Raw genomic sequence first — 18,833 nt, forward strand, 5'->3', positions numbered from 1 at the left:
ACCATCATACGAGCATTCTCTCCATCTTACGGCCATTCTTTGAACAAGACTGAACGCAGTGTCGGCGGCTGGTCGACCCGACGAATAGTCGACCTCAACCTTGGGATGACGTTGGACGGAAAAGGGAAGCGCCAATGAACTCCATACCCACTTCGCAGGCAAATGCCCCCTCCGATGCCCCGGTCCCGCGCGCCGATGAACGACTCGCGCACGCCTACGGACAGATCACACGCGCGGGTGAAGAGCTTGCGCGTGTGAGTGAACGGGTTGCAAAAATGGAGCACGATGCCGAGCGCCCACCTTCGGCCGGACCTCCTTCGGCCGGACCTCGCCCGCAATCACCGCCTGGAAAACCGGCGCGCCGGGCGCTCGTCGGCTTGGTGCTGGCGGCGTGCATCGTCGTCGCTGCCCTGGTTTTGCAGTCCTCTTATGGAGCCGGGGCCAAGCTGGTTGTCGCCCGTTGGGCCCCCCAGCTCGTTTCAACATTGCCGTCGGAAAATCCGCCGGTACCCGCCCTGCCGGCGCCATCTACCGTTCAAGTGGCCGCGGCGGAGGCAACACCACCGCAAGCATCGCCCTTGCCCCAGTCCGCGCCGCAAGACGCCGCGCCGACAACCACGGCAGCGCTTCCTGATCACACGGAGTTGCTGCAAACGATGGCGCGCGATCTCGCGACTCTCGAGCGAAACATCGAACAGCTCAAGGCGAACCAGCAACAAATAGTCCGCGACAGTTCAAAGGCCATTGAGGAGCTCAAGGCGAACCAGGAAGAGATGAAACGCGTGCTAGCGAGGGTTTCCGAGCAGAACCCGCCCAAAACGTCACCGCCTCCGGCGCAGCCGACGCCGACCTTGCGCAAGCCCGAGCGCACGCTTCAGTCGCCGCACGTAAGGGTGCGGCCTCGACCCCCAAGAGAGTGGATCTACGACGACGACTGGTAACCTTCGATGCAACGTCCATCAAAGTCTCGTGCTGAAACAGCGCTTTGATCCGATACGGCGCGCTATGCGTCGCGCGATGTCGTCGTCGTTTGCAGCCACCGATCGATTCGCGTTTGACGTAAGGCACTGACATCTGCATTTGGCCGAATGACCGAATTCGCGCCAGAAGCGGCCGTTTGCCCCGATGGTCCGTTGCACTTTGCTATCAGGCTACTAACTCCATTTCGCGCGACGAACATTCGTGCCGAGCCGCCAAAGTTCCACTGATCGTTCATTTTGCATGCTCTTGTGATCTCGTTCACACGAGCGTTTTCAGGGCTCTGCTAATCGTTCTAAGCCACTAGCCGCTGGATGCCGGACGTGCCGCATTTGGGGATCTTTATGGACGACGCGTTTTATAAAGACCGAGCCCGGCAAATCAGGCAACTTGCCAACGAAGCCGACCCCTTCATCAAGAAACGACTGTTGCGTCTTGCGAGTAACTACGACGCCATGACGACGCCCTTCGCGAGGGGGCCTGCTCCGTCCAACCTGACCGAAGGCCCCGCAGATAACTTAGCAGAAACCGGAAAAGGTCACGGGGAGAAGTCCACCACCTCATAGTGCTTCAATCCCTTTCCGCCCTTTACAGCACCAGATCCCGGATCAGACAGTCGCGCCCGATGCTCATTGGAGCCAATCGGCAATATTTGAAGTACGCCATCGCGCGATTTCGTCAAATCTTGAGAGAGGCGTTTCAAACCCTGCGCATCGATGCATCGGCATGCACAACGACATTGGTCCTGTTCATTCGCAATCAGCCACGAGCTCAAATACATTTGTTTGCGCATTAACGTCTCCTTTTGCGGCCAGAAGCGGCCGTTCGAGAGAGGGCGGCGGCTATTTCCGGTAAGAAGCGGTGGGACTTGAAATTCACGACGTTGCCCGCCATGGCCACGCGCGCTCGAACGGGACGACACTGCATATGGTCATGGACGAGCCTTTCATCTTCGGCTTGCGCAATCGCGCGAGCGGCCTCATTCTCGTCGCAGGCTATGCTGGCCATGCCCGGGGGGCGATCCACGCCGTGACGACAATATACGCCGCGCCGCCTTCCCCCTACGCGCTTTGGATGGAGGATGAGATGTTCCGGCGTTGCCGTTTCCTGGCCCTTTTCCTGGCTCTGGTCCTGGCTCCGGCGTTCCTGCCCCTGCTCGCGCCGCCGGCCCGCGCGGCGGACCAGGCGTGGGACGATTGCGGTCAAACCGCCGATCAGGATCGCAAGATCGCCGGATGCACGCAGGTGTTGGCGCGCGGCGCGGCAGAGAGCGAGACGGGCCGCGTCACCGCCTATGTCAATCGCGGCTATGCCTACGGCACTGTTGATCACGACCGCGCCATCAGGGATTACGACGAAGCAATCCGCCTCGATCCCAAAGCGGAGCGTGCCTATAACGCCCGCGGCCGTTCGTACTTCATAAAGGGCGATTACGACCGCGCCATCAAGGATCTGGACGAGGCGATCCGCCTCAATCCGAAATATGCGCTTGCTTATGCCAGCCGCGGCAAGGCCTACCACAGCAAGGGCGATAACGACCGTGCCATCAGGGATCATGACGAGGCGATCCGCCTCGATCCGAAATTGGCGGATGCCTATAGCAATCGCGGCAATGCCTACTCCGACAAGGGCGACAACGACCGCGCCATCAGGGATCACGACGAGGCGATCCGCCTCGATCCGAATTTTGCGGAGGCCTATTTCAATCGCGGGCTTGCCTACACCAGCAAGCGCGATCACGACCGCGCCATCAAGGATTACAGCGAGGCGATCCGCCTCAATCCGAAAGATGCGAGCGCCTATTTGCATCGTGGCGGCGCCTACTTCTTCAAAGGCGATTACGACCGCGCCGTCAAGGAGTACGACGAGGCGATCCGCCTCGATCCGAAATATGCGCTAGCCTATGAAATCCGCGGGCGGGCCTATGAAAACAAGGGAGACTCCGCCCGGGCCAGGAAGGATTTCGACGAGGCGGCGCGGCTGCGGCCGAGAGCGGGGCAAACGGCGCTGACCCCAAAGAATGCCGACGACTATAACGATCGCGGGCACGCCTACTCCGAAAAGGGCGATCACGACCGCGCCATCAAGGATTTCGCCGAGGCGATCCGGCTCGATCCGAAAAATGCGACGTCCTACAGCAATCGGGGCGGCGCCTACTCCAACAAGGGCAACAACGACCGTGCCATCAAGGATCTCAACGAGGCGATCCGCCTCGACCCGAAATTTGGGGTTGCCTATTTCAATCGCGGCAGTGCCTACAGGGACAAGGGCGATCACGACCGCGCCATCAAGGACTACAACGAGGCAATCCGCCTCGACCCGAAATATGCGGCGGCCTATTTCAATCGCGGGGTGGTTTACGTCACCAAGGGCGATTACGACAGCGCCATCAAGGAATATGACGAGGTGATCCGCCTCGATCCAAACGATGCGAAGGCCTACTACAATCGCGGCGTCGTCTACTCCAACAAGCACGATAACGATCCGGCCATCAAGGATTTCGACGAGGCCATTCGCCTCGATCCGAAGTATGTGATTGCCTATTACAATCGCGGCAATCTCCACAGGGAGAAGGGCGATAACGACCGCGCCATCGCTGACTACAGCGAGGCGATCCGCCTCGACCCGACATATGTGTCCGCCTATTTCAATCGCGCGGCTGTTTTCGTCGCCACGGGCGATTCTGACCGCGCCATCAAGGAGTACGACGAGGCGATCCGCCTCAGGCCGAACGATGCGGCGGCCTATGCCAATCGCGGCAGCGTCTACGCCAGCAAGAGCGACAACGAGCGCGCCATCAAGGATTTCAGCGAAGCGATCCGCCTCGATCCGAAAAATATGCGGGCATATAGCGGTCGCGGCGATGCCTACCGCGGCAAGAGCGATTTCGATCGCGCCGCCAGGGATTACGGCAAGGTGATCGAACTGGCCGGCAAGCCGGAGAAGGCGCACTGGACCTACTGGCTTTACCGCGGCGTGAGCTTTGAGCGCCTCGGCAAATGGCCGCAGGCCGAAGCGGATTTTCTCAAGGCGATGGAGCTCGATCCCGATCAGCCCGACGTGCTCAATCAACTCGGCTATAACTGGGTCGAGCGGAAGCTCAAGCTCAGGGAAGGCCTCGCGCTGCTCGAGAAGGCCGTCAAGCTCAGGCCGGATGACGGCAACATGCTCGACAGTCTCGGCTGGGCGCACTACCGCCTCGGCGACTACCCAGAGGCGATCAAGGTCCTGGAGCGCGCGGCCGCTCTCGAACCAACGTTTAGCGAAATAAGGGACCATCTCGGCGATGTGCACTGGCGGGCGGGACGCCAGGACGAGGCGCGCAAATCCTGGGAGCACGCGTTGTCGCTCAAGCCCGATCCAGCCGAAGCGAAGAAGATCAAGGGCAAGATCGCCAAAGGGCTGGAAAAATGAGGCGCCTGGCGACGCAAGTGGCGACACAAACGGCCGCGTCCGCGTCTTGCGCCTGCACTGCTTTGAAAGCAAAGCCTTCTTTGAAGCAAAGCCTTCGAAACATCTAAAAAGATACATAAAACGGAGCGAAATCCAAAACGGTTCGCAACCTATCTAAATTGAGTGTTCCTCAACTTCGCGGGCTGATGCTCAGGGCAACCGATGGGGCGCATCAGGAGCCGATCATGCCGACCAAAGCTCGAGCAACCGCAACCGCCGGCCCCGCGCAAGCGCGCGAAGATATCATCAGCGCGCAAGCCCTCAGTACCCTGAGCGCGGGTGCGGTAAGTGCGATGAGCGCCGTTGGGGCCGCGGTCCTCAAGAGGCATAAGCATGCGATGGCCAAAAAGCCGGAATGGTTTTGGCACATCTTCGCGAAGTGCGAGGCAAAGGCGGCTCGTATCGCCGAGCAGGCCGCCCGCGCCCCTCAAGCGTGCGGCGATGCGGCATTCATTGAATCCTATGCCAGAAGCCTGCCGAAGCTGATGGCTGCCGCGCTGAAAGCTCACGAGAAAGCTCTAGGAGACTGAGCCTGAGGGCATCACAAACTGAGCCCGAGGGCATCAGAAACTGAGCCCGAGGGCATCGCCTGGAGCAGCCTACGGAGACCGACCTCTCTTTGCGGGTTCGACCAGCAAGCTGCGAAGCTCGTCGATCCGTCGCGCGAGATCTATCGCATTTTCCTTCAACACGTTCATCGCATGCCCGCGGTGACCTTCATCTTCCAATTCTGCGATCCGTTCGTTGAAGGCGTTCAGTTCTTCTTCCAATTTCTGAATTCCATGCTGAATAGGAAATCGCCGAGCAGGATATTTATCGACGGTTGGTCGCTTCGCTGGACCCGCACCCTGCAAGCCTCGCCGGCGCTGTGTTGACATGGCTCCTCCGAATCGCAAGCACGTGGCGACTTCAATCTAGCGTGTTTTTCGTCGGAAGCAGCACCATGTTGTTTGCTGCGGTGCATGGTTTGCTTTGGCATCATGGATTACCTCGCCCGGATGGCACATCGTCTCAGGCACGTCGTCATGCCTTGAACCGCCCGGACGGGACCCGCATACTCTATCCTGGGGTGCCGTTTTCCAGAGCACCCGCTCTTGGGAGGAACAGGGATGAAAGCATTCACTTTGGGTGCGGCGATCACGCTTGCGTTTTCCGCCGCCGCCTATGCGCAAGCGCCAAGCTGGACCGTTCCGGCGGAAAGCCAGCGCTGCCCTTCGAAATGGGGCGCGGCCGACGAACGCGGATCGGCCAATCACCAGAAACCCGCGGCCGTGATGAACGCGGCGAAGCTGATCAAGAGCGGCGAGGTCATCGAGCTCGCGCACGTGCTCGGTCCCAGCATGGCGTTCTTCGGGACGCGGCGCTTCGACGTGCACACCAAGCGCACCTTCATGAACCAGTTCTCCAACATGCGCGGCTCGAACGAGGAGGTCGTCATCACCGAGCTCGGCCAGGTCGGCACGCAGTTCGACGGCTTTGCGCACCAGACCCATCTCAACAGCTGGTACAATTGCCAGAAGGTCGATGAGAACGTCGATCGCACCGGCTTCAAGAAGTTCGGCATCCATAATGTCGGCACGCTGTTCACGCGCGGCGTCCTGATCGACGTCGCGGGATTCAAGGGCGTCGAGATGCTGGGTGACAATTACGAAATCACCGTGGAGGATCTCGAGGGCGCGCTGAAGAAGCAAAACCTGACGCTGCAGCCCGGCGACGCGGTGCTCATCCACACCGGCTGGGGCAAGCTCTACGGCAAGGACAACCCGCGCTACGTGAAATCCTGCCCGGGTATCGGCGTGCCGGCCGCGCTCTGGCTCGCCACCAAAGACCCGATGCTGCTCGGCGCCGACAACTGGCCGGTCGAGGTTTCGCCCAACCCCGACAAGCAATTGTCGCTTCCGGTGCATCAGGTCGCGCTCGTGGTGAACGGCATCCATTTGCTGGAGAACCTCAAACTTGACGACCTCGCGCAAAAGGGCGTCGGAGAATTCGCCTTCGTGATGCAGCCGCTCAAGATTCAGGGCGGCTCGGGCTCGACGGTGTCGCCGGTCGCGGTGAGGTAGCGGCGGTTCTTCGATATCCGAGAGCCTCGGTGCTTCGACGATCGTAAACCATGATCACGTCCAAGTGCCGTGCGATGTCTGCTCTGGAGGTGGAGCGGACGTCGCACGACCGGACCTCAAGGATTCCACCCGCCGCTGCCATACGGGCGGGTGATAAGTTCAAGCAGGTGGCCGTTCGGGTCCTGGAAATAGACCCCGCGTCCGCCGTCGTGACGATTGATCTCCCCTGATTGGCTCCGCCCGGGATCGGCCCAGTAGGACAGCTTTCGATCCGTAATCCGGCCGAGAATCTCGTCGAATTCGGCTTCGCTAACCAGGAAGGCGTAGTGCTGCGGCGTGATTTCGCCGTCGGTGTCCATGTAATCGAGATTGGCTCCGTTTTCGGTGGCGACCATCTGAAATGGCCCCCACCGCGTCGGGGCCGGAAGATTCAGCATCTCGGCCAGGAAATTAGCCGAGGCCTTGCTGTCGCGGGTCGACAAGATCGTGTGGTTGAAATGGATGGCCATCTCGCTCCTCCTGAAAGCAGCCGGGGCTTTTTGCCGCTCCGTTGCAAGCATCGGATGCCAATCGCCGACCGTGCTGCATCTCTAAGATGCTCGTGATCTCATAAACAGCTGATATGGCCGATCGTTCCCGCAACGCCGACCGCTATCCCAACTCAAAGGTCATAACGCCGAATACCCGTTCCAGCCGCAACGGCGGAATTGCCAGCATCGCGGCGTCAGGACCACACGACTTCCCGGTCCGCTTCAGCCACGCTCGTCAGTCGCAACATCAGCGGCCACCGCATCCCACCGCACGTGCGATTGCTAAAGTATTGCCCGCGCTAGCCCGCATTTGCGTTGTTGGTCTGCACACGTCAGTTGCGGCCCCCCGCAAACGGAACTTCTCAATCTGGAGCGATTCTAGTTAGCGCCCATCGCACTGCGAAGAAGCCTGCGTTAGAGCGAGGCCTCAAAAAAATCGTACCGGCCAAGCCGGCAGGCTTCAGGATACATCGCAGCGTGATACCAAAAGAGCTAAACTCGCCTTTCGCCACTCGACTTCAACTGATACGGATGATCTGCCTCGGGGCAGTCAGCGGATTTGCCCTCGCCCTGCCGACGGGCGCCGCGCTGGCGCAATCGTCGCTGCCGCCAATCACAGTGGAATCGCCGCAGCAGCGGGCGCGCCCGGCCACCGCCCAGCCGTCCCGCCGCGCGGCAACCACGCGCGGCGCGCGCGCCAATCGCGCAGCCCGCGCGCCGCAAGCGGCGCCGGCTGCGATCCCATCGGGTCCCGGCGCCGGCGAGCGCGCCAATGGTCCGGTGCAGGGCTTCGTCGCGACCCGCTCCGGCACCGCGACCAAGACCGACACGCCGCTCATCGAAACCCCGCAATCGATTTCCGTCGTCACCACCGACCAGGTCAGAAACCAGGGCGCGGTGTCGATCGGTGAGGCGTTGCGCTACACCGCCGGCGTTAGCGGCGATGTCAACGGCGGTTCAGACACGCGCTTCGGTGGCCTGCAGATCCGGGGCTTCGACATGACCATGCCGGGTCTCTACATCGACGGCCTGCGGGTGCCGTCCAGCAACTACGTACATTTCAACGGTCTCGATCCATACGGTGCCGAGCGGCTGGAGGTCCTCAAGGGGCCGTCGTCGGCGATGTATGGCGGCAGCGGCACCGGCGGCATCCTCAATTACGTTACCAAGCTGCCGACCGCGCAGCAGTTCGGTGAAGCCTCGATCTCGGGCGGCAGCTTCAACCGCTATCAGGGCCAGTTCGACATGGGCGGTCCCGCCAACAAGGAAGGCACCGTGCTGTGGCGGCTGACCGGCGTCGTTCGCGATGGCGAGACGCAGGTCGACTTCACCAAGGATAACCGCGTCTTCATCGCGCCGGCGGTCACCTTCAAGCCGAACGAGGACACGACCATCACCTTCCTGGCCAACTATCAGAGGGATCGGGCCGGATGGGGACTGCAGTTCCTGCCGGCTTCGGGCACGGTGTGGCCCAATAACGGTCGCACCATCCCGGTCTCGTTTTTCGCGGGCGTACCCAGTTTCGACGCTTTCAACACCGAGATTGCGACCGCCGGCTACCAGCTCTCGCACGACTTCAGCGACGCCGTCACCTTCCGGCAGAACCTGCGCTACGCCTACCAGCACAACGAAGAAAAAGTGTTCTATGGCGGCGGCTACACCAACGAGGCTGCAGGTCTGCTTGCGCGCTACGGCAGCACGAGCAACTCGTACATCAATTCCTTCGCGGTCGACAATCAACTGCAGGGCAAGTTCACCACCGGCTTCCTCAGCCACACGACGCTGGTGGGCATCGACTACCGCAACACCTCATTCCGCGACACCGCCTATGGCGTGACGACCTCGGCCCCCGAGATCAACGTGTTCGCCCCGGTCTACAGCTACGACTGGGCCATTGGGGCCATGAGCGACAACACCGGCATCAAGCAATCGCAGGTCGGGCTCTATGCGCAGGACCAGATCAAGCTCGGCCGGCTCTCGTTCCAGCTCGGCGGCCGCCAGGATTTCGTCACCACGAAGGTTGACAGCGGTCTCTTCAACACCTCGGCCACGACCGACGCCTCGGCATTCACCGGCCGCGCAGCGGTCATGTACAATTTCGACAATGGAATCGCGCCATATTTCAGCTATTCCGAATCTTTCCTGCCGGTGCTGGCGACCAACGCGGCGGGCCAGTTGCTCAACCCCGAGACCGGCGTTCAGTATGAGGTCGGCGTCAAGTACCAGCCGGTCGGCCTGAACGCCCTGTTCACGTTCGCGGCGTTCGACCTGACGCGCTCCAACGTCGTTACATACCCGCCACCGCTCTATACCGCTGAACAGACCGGCCAGGTGAAGTCGCGCGGCATCGAGCTCGAAGGCACGGTGTCGCTGGCCGACGGCTGGAACCTGCGCGCCGCCTACGCCTATGTCGACGCCGTCATCACGCAGGACCCGGTAAATGTCGGCAAGGCGCCGCCCACGGTGCCGCTCAACCGCACCTCGCTGTGGAGCGACTACACGCTGCGGAGCGGGCCGCTTGCCGGGGTCCAGTTCGGCGGCGGCATCCGCTATGTCGGCGCGACCTGGGGTGACGACGCCAACACCTTCAAGGTCGAAGCGGCCACCGTGCTGGATGCGCTGCTCGCCTACAACAAGGACAATTGGCGCCTGTCGCTGAACGTCACCAATCTCGCCGACACGCGCTATGTCGCCGCCTGCTACAGCCTGTCGGGATGCTTCTACGCGGAGGGGCGCAAGGCGATCGGCAAGGTAACCTATCGATGGTGAGGCAACCCCAACACGGGCGAACGCCATGAGATCGATCTTCGGGCGACTGCATCGCTGGGCCGGCCTTCTCACGGCCGGCTTTCTGTTTTTCTCGGGCATTACCGGCGCGATCATCTCGTGGGATCACGAGATCGACGACGTGCTCAACAAGCAGCTGTTCGACGTGACCAGCAGCGGTCCGGCGATTCCCTCCGTCGATCTCGTCAAGCTGATCGAGCAGCGCGATCCCCGCGCACGCGTCATCCACATGTTCATGACGCCGGAAAAAAACCACTCGCTGTGGTTCTTCGTGCTGCCGCGGATCGATCCCGTCACCGGCAAGCGATTCAGCCTCGATTACAATCAGATATTCCTCGATCCCAACACCGGCGCAGAGCTCGGGCGGCGCTACTGGGGCGCGGTGTGGCCGGTGACGCGCGAGAACTTCGTCTCGTTCCTCTACAAGCTGCACTACACCATGCACATTCCGGAGTTCTGGGGCAGCGACCGCTGGGGCATGCGCGTGCTCGGCGTCATCGCCATCATCTGGACCATCGATTGCTTCGTCGGTTTCTATCTGACGCTGCCGTCGCGTCGCCGCGCCCGGGCGGGCCGCGCACCTGCCGTCGAGCGCGAGCTCGGCCGTGGCTTTTGGGCGCGCTGGGCGCCGGCCTGGAAGATCAAGACCTCGGGCAGCACCTACCGGATCAATTTCGACATCCACCGCGCCTTCAGCCTGTGGACCTGGGCGCTGCTGTTCGTGATCGCCTTCACCGCGTTCTCGCTCAATCTGTATTTCGAGGTGTTCTCGCCGTTGATGAAGACGGTGTCGGACTACACCCCGACGCCCTATGAGCAACGTCCTTACCGGCATCTTGACGATCCGATCGAACCCAAGGTCAGCTTTGCCGACATCGCCGCGCGGGCGGCGGCCGACGGCAAGAGCCGCAGCTGGACGACGCCGGTCGGCTCGATCAACTACGGCCCGGCGCACGGCGTGTATGCCGCCGCCTTCTTCCACCCCGGCGACGATCATGGCACCGGCGGCGTCGGCCCGGCGCAGCTTTATTACGACAGCGAGGACGGACGCCCGATCGGCGCGCGACTGCCGTGGGTCGGCACCGCCGCCGACATCTTCGTGCAGGCGCAGTTCCCGTTGCATTCCGGCCGTATCGTCGGGCTGCCCGGCCGCATCCTGATCTCGATCATGGGGCTGGTGGTTGCGGCGCTGTCGGTGACCGGCGTCGTGATCTGGTGGCGCAAGCGCCGTGCCCGGGTCCGGGTGCGCGAGACCACGGCGACACGCCCTGGCGGACAGCTCGCGCCCGCGGAATAGCGTCGCTACCCGAGCTCAAAGGTCGTGACGCCGAACACCCGTTCCAGACGCAACGGCGGGATCGTGCCGGTATACATCCGCGCCGTCTCGAACACCGGCGTGAGCCCGAGGTCCTGCGCCAGCGCGACGGCGTCGCGGTTGATCGCGGGAACGTCGAGGAAGATCTCGCCGCCGCCCACATCGGCCAGCAAAGCCGACAGAACCACCTCGGCGGCGGCGCGGTCGTCGGCGACCAAAGGCCCGATCTTGTGGCCCTGCCGGCATGGACGGATCACGCCCCATCCGGCAAGCGCGCCATCGCGCAGCAGCGCGCGGCCGCTATGCCCGGGAGAACCGATCCAGGCGCGCAGGAAGCCGGGGCGCGGCGCCGGAAACACGGTCGCGTCGTAGGCCTCCACAGCCGCCAACGGAATTTCGGCGAGCGCGACGATACCCTGCTGTCGCACAGAAGGAGCCGCGACGGTGCCGCCGTAACGGACGTTGGCATAAGCCAGTTCGAACCCGGACCGCCGATAGTTTTGTTGCTGCGCGACCACGCCGTCGAGCCCGATCACGCGCGGGCCCGCATGTGCGATGGCCGCGTTCCATATCCGCAGACCGTAGCCGCGGCCGCGCAGATCCGCGCGCACGATATAGAAACCGAGGAAGGAAAAATGATCGCTGTAATTGACGCAGGAAACCGTCGCCGCCGGCGCGCCATCGAGCTCGCCGATGAAGAAGCCCTGGGGATCAACGGTTGCGAAGCAGGCGTCGTCGGCAAAGCCCGGGTTCCACCCTTCGGCCGCCGCCCAATCGACGGCTATCGAGATTTCGTCCGGCCGCATCGGCCGGATGCGCAAACTTTCCATGGCGGCGATCGCTCAGATGCAGTCATCAACCGATATCACAAATTAGCATGAGAAAACGCGATGTCCGCAATAACCGGCAGATGATCGGAACAACTTCTGGCCTCGCGATCGGTCCACGCCTTCACCATCGTCCCGCTCGGGGTGGCGTAGATGCGGTCGAGGCGCAGGACCGGGAATCGCGACGGGAACGTCCGCAGGCGCGTTCGAACCGGACATCGCGCTGCCAGCGCCCGGCGCACGGACTTGAACCAGAACCAGTCGTTGAAGTCACCGAGGACGATGGTCCAGGGCGCATTCACCAGCGCGGCGAGCGCCTGCGCCTGCGCGTAACGCTCGTGCATGCTCAGACCAAGATGGGTCGCCACCACATTCACCTCGCCGATCGGTGCGAGGATGCGCGCGGAAATCGCCCGGCGCGGTTCCCTCTCCTGATAGGAGACGTCGGTCACTGTGGGTTCGCAGGCGAAGGGCCATCGGCTCAGCAGGACCTGGCCATAATGGCCGTCCTGCGTGACGATCGAGTGGGCTTCCACACGGTGCTCGCCGACGGCATCCGCCAGCCGTCCGAACACATCGTCGAGGCGTCCGCGCGAGTCGACTTCCTGCAGGGCCACGACATCGGGCGACCATTTCTCAATGACCGAACAGACCCCTTCAAGGTCGAAATCGGGATTGAGATTGAACGTGCCGTGCACGTTCCATGTCATGACGCGCAGCGTACCCGTCACGTTCGCCGACCGCTGAGCCAGGTCACCAGGAACTGGACCGCGAGACAAACGGCGATCCACAGCACGATGGTCAGGCCGAGCGGCACGATGTTCGACCATGAGGCATTCCTGGCGAAATCCGCGATCTGCGCGCCCAGCGCGGCCATGGTGATGATGCCCGGCGCCATTCCAAGCAGGGTTCCGATCAGAAAGTCGCTCAGTCGGAGCTGGCTCGCGCCGGCCAGAAGGTTGACCAGCGTAAAGGGAGCAATCGGGACCATCCGGATCATCGCCACCGCGACAACACCCCGGCCGGCGATGCGGTTCTGAACCCGCAGGGCGCGGGCGCCGAGTACCGCCTGAAGGCGTTTGTGGCCCATTAGACGGCCAATCATGAACAGCAGCAGTGAGCTCATGAGGACCCCGGCCGTGGCGCTGAGGGCGCCGATCCAGGGCCCCAACGCCGCCGCCGTCGCGGCAATCAGGACGATCACCGGAAATACCACCAGCCCGCCCAGCACGAACAGCGCAACCGCATAGAGCGGCGCGAATGCCGATTGCGCGTGCTGCGAAATCAGCGAGGCTACGTATCCGAGATCGGTGTAGCTGCTGAGCGGCGTATAGCGCCAGGCAAGGGCCAGCCCGGCCAGCGCGGCCGCGGTGCCGGCCGCCGCCATCACGGTACGCCCGTTCCACATCCGCCGCGCGGCGCGCTGGAGGTTGAGCGGATGCCTTGGATCCGCGAGCGGCTGGACGAGGCCGATCAGCGCCGGCGCATGTTCGAAATCGATCGGCACCAGCGCCCTGCCCGCACCACTCGCCGCATGGCGGTCGATAAATCCAAACAGGTCTTCCTCGTTGTCCGCGATGACAGCTTCGTCCAGCCCGCAAAAATGCCCGATCAAGCGGCGCCGCTGGCTGCGGATGAAATCACGGTGACGTTCGGACGTCGCCTCGAACGCCAGGTCGCATTCGGTATCCGCCCCCATGGAGCGGTTGTTGATGTTGGCGGAGCCGACCCGGAGAAAGCCGTCGTCGACGATCATGACCTTGCTGTGCACCATGACAGCCGCGGATGATTTCTCATCGGCGACCGAGGGATAGAGGATGCGGAGACGATCGGTGACGCCGGCGGCAGCGAACGGATCGAGGAAGCCTCCCCGGCCGCCCTGCATCGCCTGGGATTCGAACCATGACGAATGCCCCTTCGGGGTCACGATGAGAACACGCAGCGCGGGAACGTCCACCATCCGCCGCGCCAGCGACCGCGCGATCTCGTTGGCGCTGGTGAACTGGTTCTCGATATAGATGAAGCGGTTCGCCGCGTTGATCGAGGCCTCGAACAACCGGGCGACCTCATCTATTTCCTCGCAGGTCTCGGTTTTCGGTTCGGTTCTCGCGATGCCGGCCGTAATCGCCTGCGCCTGCGCCGGTACGGATGCCGGCCAATGATCGCCTGCGACGGGCAGCAAAGGTTCGCTGGTGCAGCCGGCCGTCGTCCACCTCGCCATTGCGATTTCGCCGAGCGCGGCAGCCGCCGATCCCTCGACCATGCACTGGACGTCGTGGAATGGCGGGTAAGGTTTGCCGTCAGGATCGCGGCGCAATGGATGATCGAGACGGTGCTCGCTGGTGTCCCACCTGCGGATCGTGAGGTCGAGGCCGCCGACGAAGGCGATCGCGTTGTCGACCACGACGATCTTCTGATGCTGGGCGGAACCCAGCGGCAGACAGGCATCCAGGCAAAAGCGAAGTCGTCCGTCACATCCGGAAGTGAATTTTTTGGCGGAATTCCATTCGCGCTCCGAGGCATATAGCGCCGCGAAGTCCCAGGTCAGGACGTTGATGCGCAGCGCCGGCTTGCTCTGCAGCAAGGCCTTCAGGAAGGCGCCGAGCCTGACCGGCAATCCATCTTCGGCACGGCCTGACGGCCCCACCAGGTCGGTCTCGCTGTGAATATCCCAGCCGACGATATAGACCTGCCGCTCCGCACGGAGCAGCACGTCCCGCAGGGCCGCGAAGTATTCGGCCGCGTCGTTCAGCACCGCCACCCGGCTTGCTTCGCCCTTTTTCCAGATGGTCTGGCCAGGGACGAGAATCGATGCACGTTGAAGCAGTCGTCACCTCTGCGGAATGAGGACACATATCCCATTCAAACGCCCGGGAACTTGCTGAGTTCCCTCCCCGGCAATGGCGAGGGATCATTGCGAACAAAGCGAGAATCAGTGACCGTTGATTCGCTCCTGGGGACGAACCATTCGTGTCAATTGCCGCTGCCTATCTCGACCATCTCAATCCGGAACAGCGCCGTGCGGCCGAGCATGGCGCGATCGGACCGGGCCCGTTTGCGCCGCTGCTGGTGATTGCCGGAGCTGGATCCGGCAAGACCAACACGCTTGCGCATCGCGTGGCCCATCTGATCGTCAGCGGTGCCGACCCCCGCCGCATTCTTCTCATGACGTTTTCACGCCGTGCCGCATCCGAAATGACCAAACGCGTTGAACGGATCGCGCGGAAGGTGATGGGTGACAATGCCGGCATCATGACCGATGCCCTGGCCTGGGCGGGCACCTTCCACGGTATCGGCGCGCGTCTGCTTCGTGAATACTCCGACCAGATCGGCCTCAACCCCGCCTTCACGATCCACGACCGCGAGGACTCCGCCGACCTCATGAATCTGGTCCGGCATGACCTCGGCTTCTCCAAAACCGAAAACCGTTTCCCGACCAAGGGTACGTGCCTTGCGATCTACTCGCGATGCGTCAACGCCGAGGCGCCGATCGAGCAGGTTTTGGGGGCTTCATTCCCCTGGTGCGCCGGATGGGCAGCCGAACTGAAAGAATTGTTCGCCGGCTATGTCGAGGCCAAACAGCGCCAGAACGTGCTCGATTATGACGACCTCCTGCTCTACTGGGCGCAGACCATGAACGAGCCTGACATCGCCGACGATATCGGCGGCCGCTTCGACCATGTCCTGGTCGATGAATACCAGGACACCAACCGGCTGCAGTCGTCCATTCTGCTCGCACTCAAGCCCGGCGGCCACGGCCTCACGGTCGTCGGCGACGATGCGCAGGCGATCTATTCATTCCGCGCCGCGACCGTGCGCAACATCCTCGACTTCCCCACGCAATTCTCGCCGCCGGCCAGCATCATCACGCTTGATCGCAACTATCGGTCGACACAGGCCATCCTGGCCGCGGCCAATGGCGTGATCGATCTGGCCCGCGAGCGCTTCACCAAGAATCTCTGGACCGACCGGAATTCAGGGACAAAACCCCAGCTTGTCACGGTGCGCGACGAAGCCGACCAGGCGCGCTGCATCGTGGAGCGCGTTCTGGAGAACCGTGAGTCCGGCGCGCGGCTGAAGGAGCAGGCCGTTCTGTTCCGGACATCCAGTCACAGCGGTTCGCTGGAAGTCGAGTTGACCCGGCGCAACATCCCATTCGTCAAGTTTGGCGGTCTCAAATTCCTCGATGCCGCCCACGTCAAGGACATGCTGGCCTTGCTGCGCTTCGTCGAGAACCCGCGAGACCGCGTGGCCGGCTTCCGCCTGATGCACCTGATCCCGGGCGTCGGCCCCGCCTCGGCGCAGCGCGTGCTTGACCACATGGCTGACGATCCCGATCCGATTGCAGCGCTTGCGCAGGCGCCCATCCCGCCGCGCGCCGGCGAGGACTGGAAAACATTCACCGCCGTCATTGCGGACCTGCGCCGTTCAACGTGGCCTGCAGATCTCGAACGCGCGCGTTTGTGGTACGACCCGCATCTGGACCGAATTCACGAGGATGCCGAAACCCGCCGCGCCGACCTCGTCCAGCTTGAACAAATTGCGAGCGGATATGCTTCCCGTGAACGCTTCCTCACCGAACTGACGCTCGATCCGCCAGACGCCACCAGCGACCAGGCCGGCGTTCCCCTGCTCGACGAGGACTATTTGATCCTGTCGACGATCCACTCTGCCAAGGGCCAGGAGTGGAAGTCGGTGTTCGTGCTCAATGTGGTCGACGGCTGCATGCCCTCGGACCTCGGCACCGGAACGACGGCCGAGATCGAAGAAGAACGACGGCTGCTCTACGTCGCCATGACCCGGGCCAAGGATGATCTGCATCTTGTCGTCCCGCAGCGTTTCTTCACGCACGGGCAGCACGCGAAGGGCGACCGCCACGTTTATGCGTCGAGAACCCGTTTCATTCCCGACCGCCTGCTCGCCTTGTTCGACAAGACGACCTGGCCGCTCGCGGTGACGGGAGCCGCTTCCCGGCCCGCAAGCAATGGTCCGCGCATTGACGTCGGTGCCCGCATGCGCGGGATGTGGCGGTAGAGCGTTTTCCAGCGAAGTGGACACCGGGTCGCGTCAAGAAAACGCGTCAAAGCAGAATCTAGAGCCCCGCTCCGATTCCATCGGAACGGAAAAGGCTCTAGTCCGCTGGACAACACTCAGGCATCTGCCAATGAGATGAGCAGTTCGCGGAGCTGCGCTGGTTCCAATTGTCTTATGTTTGCAACAGGTGCGGCGAAAATTTCCGGCGACACAATCGCGCCGCACGAAAATCCAAATTAAAAACGCAACTGGTCCCCGATCGACGCAAATCAGGGGACAACTGAATGCGACATGAACGAAATCGGATGAATGGCGATGGGGAACCGGGTGGCTACAATTTCTTCTTTCAGATCGCGAATGACGGTGAACGTCGGGCCTGTTGCGTCAAGGTCGACGCGCCAAGCATGCAGGAGGCGTCGGTTCTGTTCCGCGAGAAATGGCCTGTCATCGAGTCGATGGCGCGCGACGGCATCAAGGACGGGGTGGTCGAGGACGGCGTGATTACGCTCGTGATGCCGTAATCACAGGCGACGATTGTAGGGTGGGCAAAGGCGCCCTTGCGCCGTGCCCACCATCACCTGCGTGGTTCGAGATGGTGGGCACGCTTACGCTTTTCCCACCCTACGAAGCGGCACCCATCGATCAAAGCACCTTCCGCTTCGCCAGGTTCCGCATCAATTCGCCGATGCCGAACGTCCAAGGCTCGCATTCGTCGCTGGTGCGCATGCGGTTGACAAGCTTGCCTAGCTGGGGCGCCGAGATCGTGACGATGTCGTCGCGCTTGTGGGTAAAGCCCTCGCCCGGCGCATCGCGGTCCTTCACCGGTGCGAACATCGTGCCGAGGAACAGCGCAAAGCCATCGGGATATTGATGCACCGGGCCGATGGTCTGGGCGACGAGGTCGGTGGGGTCGCGGCTGATCTTGCTGATCGAGGAATGGCCGTCGAGGACAAAACCGTCCTGTCCCTTCACGGTCAGCCCGACATCCATTTTGCGCACATCATCGAGCGAAAAACCATTGTCGAACAGCCGCAGCAGCGGGCCGACGGCGCAGGAGGCGTTGTTGTCCTTGGCCTTCGACAACAGCAGCGCCGAGCGCCCCTCGAAGTCGCGCAGATTGACGTCGTTGCCGAGCATCGCGCCGATGATCGCGCCGCGGCTCGACACGACCAGTACGACTTCCGGCTCCGGATTGTTCCAGGTCGATTTCGGATGCAGGCCGGCATCCATGCCCGTGCCGACGGAAGACATCGTCGGCGCCTTGGTGAACACTTCGGCGTCGGGACCGATGCCGACTTCCAGATACTGGCTCCAGGCGTTTTGCTCGATCAGCACCGCCTTCAGCTTCATCGCTTCGCCCGACCCGGGCTTGAGTTTTGAAAGATCGTCGCCGACCAGCCGCACCACTTCCGTGCGGATCGCGTCCGCCGAGGCCGGATTGCCGCGCGCCCGCTCCTCGATCACGCGCTCCAGCATCGAGATCGCAAACGTGACGCCGGCGGCTTTGAGGACCTGAAGATCGAGCGGCGCCAGCAGCCAGGGTTTTACCCGGTCGCGGCGATCGGGCGGCGTGTTGGCGACGATGCTTTCGAGATCGCCAATCCGCGTCCCCGCGGTGCCGCGCAGCGCCTCCGCGGGGTTGGCCTCCTCGCACAGGGCACTGACGGTGGAGAACCGTGCACTGACATCGAAGACGCCGTCAGGACGAACCGCCGCTACTGCCGGGCCCGCCAGACCAGGCATCCAGACCCGCCCCACCAGCGTGCCGCTCGCGCCGTCTTCCGGCAGAACGTCTTTTGCGGTCAGTGTGATCATTTACTCGTCTCCCCTTGCGACTGATTTTTTA

The 18,833-nt window shown here is 62.6% G+C and carries 15 protein-coding genes; 9 read left to right on the forward strand and 6 right to left on the reverse strand.

Going from position 1 to position 18,833, the window contains the following annotated elements; all coding sequences use genetic code 11:
• Positions 1 to 134 precede the first annotated feature (134 nt).
• The 4 genes from JQ567_RS06270 to JQ567_RS06285 all read left to right on the forward strand — a co-directional run bounded on the left by JQ567_RS06270 (position 135) and on the right by JQ567_RS06285 (position 4,961).
• Positions 135 to 941 (forward strand): hypothetical protein, encoded by an 807-nt coding sequence (locus JQ567_RS06270; protein WP_212438005.1) that lies wholly within the window; start codon positions 135 to 137, stop codon positions 939 to 941.
• Between the two features lie 381 nt (positions 942 to 1,322).
• The gene (locus JQ567_RS06275; protein ID WP_212438006.1) at positions 1,323 to 1,544 is read left to right on the forward strand and encodes a hypothetical protein; all 222 of its coding nucleotides are present in this window, start codon (positions 1,323 to 1,325) and stop codon (positions 1,542 to 1,544) included.
• Positions 1,545 to 1,911: 367 nt separating this feature from the next.
• On the forward strand, positions 1,912 to 4,392 hold the full coding sequence (locus tag JQ567_RS06280; protein WP_212438007.1) for a tetratricopeptide repeat protein: 2,481 nt from the start codon (positions 1,912 to 1,914) through the stop codon (positions 4,390 to 4,392).
• Between the two features lie 224 nt (positions 4,393 to 4,616).
• Complete coding sequence (locus JQ567_RS06285; RefSeq protein WP_212438008.1) at positions 4,617 to 4,961, forward strand: hypothetical protein; 345 nt, start codon at positions 4,617 to 4,619, stop codon at positions 4,959 to 4,961.
• Between the two features lie 69 nt (positions 4,962 to 5,030).
• Here JQ567_RS06285 and JQ567_RS06290 read toward each other — a convergent pair whose 3' ends face one another.
• Complete coding sequence (locus JQ567_RS06290) at positions 5,031 to 5,309, reverse strand: hypothetical protein (protein WP_212438009.1); 279 nt, start codon at positions 5,307 to 5,309, stop codon at positions 5,031 to 5,033.
• 231 nt (positions 5,310 to 5,540) lie between these two features.
• Here JQ567_RS06290 and JQ567_RS06295 point away from each other — a divergent pair, with 231 nt between their 5' ends.
• Entirely contained in the window at positions 5,541 to 6,494 is a 954-nt protein-coding gene (locus JQ567_RS06295) for a cyclase family protein (RefSeq protein WP_212438010.1), read from the forward strand.
• A 116-nt stretch (positions 6,495 to 6,610) separates the two neighbouring features.
• On the opposite strand, the gene JQ567_RS06300 is transcribed toward JQ567_RS06295, so the two are convergent.
• On the reverse strand, positions 6,611 to 7,003 hold the full coding sequence (locus tag JQ567_RS06300; protein ID WP_212265027.1) for a VOC family protein: 393 nt from the start codon (positions 7,001 to 7,003) through the stop codon (positions 6,611 to 6,613).
• Positions 7,004 to 7,804: 801 nt separating this feature from the next.
• Here JQ567_RS06300 and JQ567_RS06305 point away from each other — a divergent pair.
• Both JQ567_RS06305 and fsrB read left to right on the forward strand, forming a co-directional pair.
• A complete protein-coding gene (locus JQ567_RS06305) occupies positions 7,805 to 9,793 on the forward strand; it encodes a TonB-dependent siderophore receptor (protein WP_212438129.1) in 1,989 nt (662 codons plus the stop codon).
• Between the two features lie 25 nt (positions 9,794 to 9,818).
• The gene (gene fsrB, locus JQ567_RS06310; protein ID WP_212438011.1) at positions 9,819 to 11,108 is read left to right on the forward strand and encodes a siderophore utilization protein FsrB; all 1,290 of its coding nucleotides are present in this window, start codon (positions 9,819 to 9,821) and stop codon (positions 11,106 to 11,108) included.
• 5 nt (positions 11,109 to 11,113) lie between these two features.
• Here the strand turns inward: fsrB and JQ567_RS06315 are convergent, their stop codons facing one another.
• The 3 genes from JQ567_RS06315 to JQ567_RS06325 are packed head-to-tail and all read right to left on the reverse strand — an operon-like array spanning position 11,114 to position 14,714.
• Positions 11,114 to 11,956, reverse strand: a complete 843-nt coding sequence (locus JQ567_RS06315; protein ID WP_212438012.1) for a GNAT family N-acetyltransferase — start codon at positions 11,954 to 11,956, stop codon at positions 11,114 to 11,116.
• 35 nt (positions 11,957 to 11,991) lie between these two features.
• The gene (locus JQ567_RS06320) at positions 11,992 to 12,684 is read right to left on the reverse strand and encodes an endonuclease/exonuclease/phosphatase family protein (RefSeq protein WP_312017357.1); all 693 of its coding nucleotides are present in this window, start codon (positions 12,682 to 12,684) and stop codon (positions 11,992 to 11,994) included.
• Positions 12,681 to 14,714 carry a VTT domain-containing protein gene (locus JQ567_RS06325; protein ID WP_212438014.1) on the reverse strand — a complete coding sequence of 678 codons (2,034 nt, stop codon included), beginning with the start codon at positions 14,712 to 14,714 and terminating at the stop codon, positions 12,681 to 12,683. The genes JQ567_RS06320 and JQ567_RS06325 overlap by 4 nt, the downstream gene beginning before the upstream one ends.
• Before the next feature lie 209 nt (positions 14,715 to 14,923).
• Between JQ567_RS06325 and JQ567_RS06330 the strand changes: the two genes are divergently transcribed.
• Positions 14,924 to 16,987 carry an ATP-dependent helicase gene (locus JQ567_RS06330; protein ID WP_212438015.1) on the forward strand — a complete coding sequence of 688 codons (2,064 nt, stop codon included), beginning with the start codon at positions 14,924 to 14,926 and terminating at the stop codon, positions 16,985 to 16,987.
• A gap of 305 nt (positions 16,988 to 17,292) precedes the next feature.
• Positions 17,293 to 17,508: a hypothetical protein gene (locus JQ567_RS06335; RefSeq protein WP_212438016.1), complete on the forward strand. Its 216-nt coding sequence runs from the start codon at positions 17,293 to 17,295 to the stop codon at positions 17,506 to 17,508.
• Between the two features lie 121 nt (positions 17,509 to 17,629).
• On the opposite strand, the gene JQ567_RS06340 is transcribed toward JQ567_RS06335, so the two are convergent.
• Positions 17,630 to 18,802 (reverse strand): fumarylacetoacetate hydrolase family protein, encoded by a 1,173-nt coding sequence (locus JQ567_RS06340; RefSeq protein ID WP_212438017.1) that lies wholly within the window; start codon positions 18,800 to 18,802, stop codon positions 17,630 to 17,632.
• Positions 18,803 to 18,833 lie beyond the last annotated feature (31 nt).

The organism is Bradyrhizobium sp. AUGA SZCCT0431, from assembly GCF_018131065.1.
GTDB lineage: Bacteria > Pseudomonadota > Alphaproteobacteria > Rhizobiales > Xanthobacteraceae > Bradyrhizobium.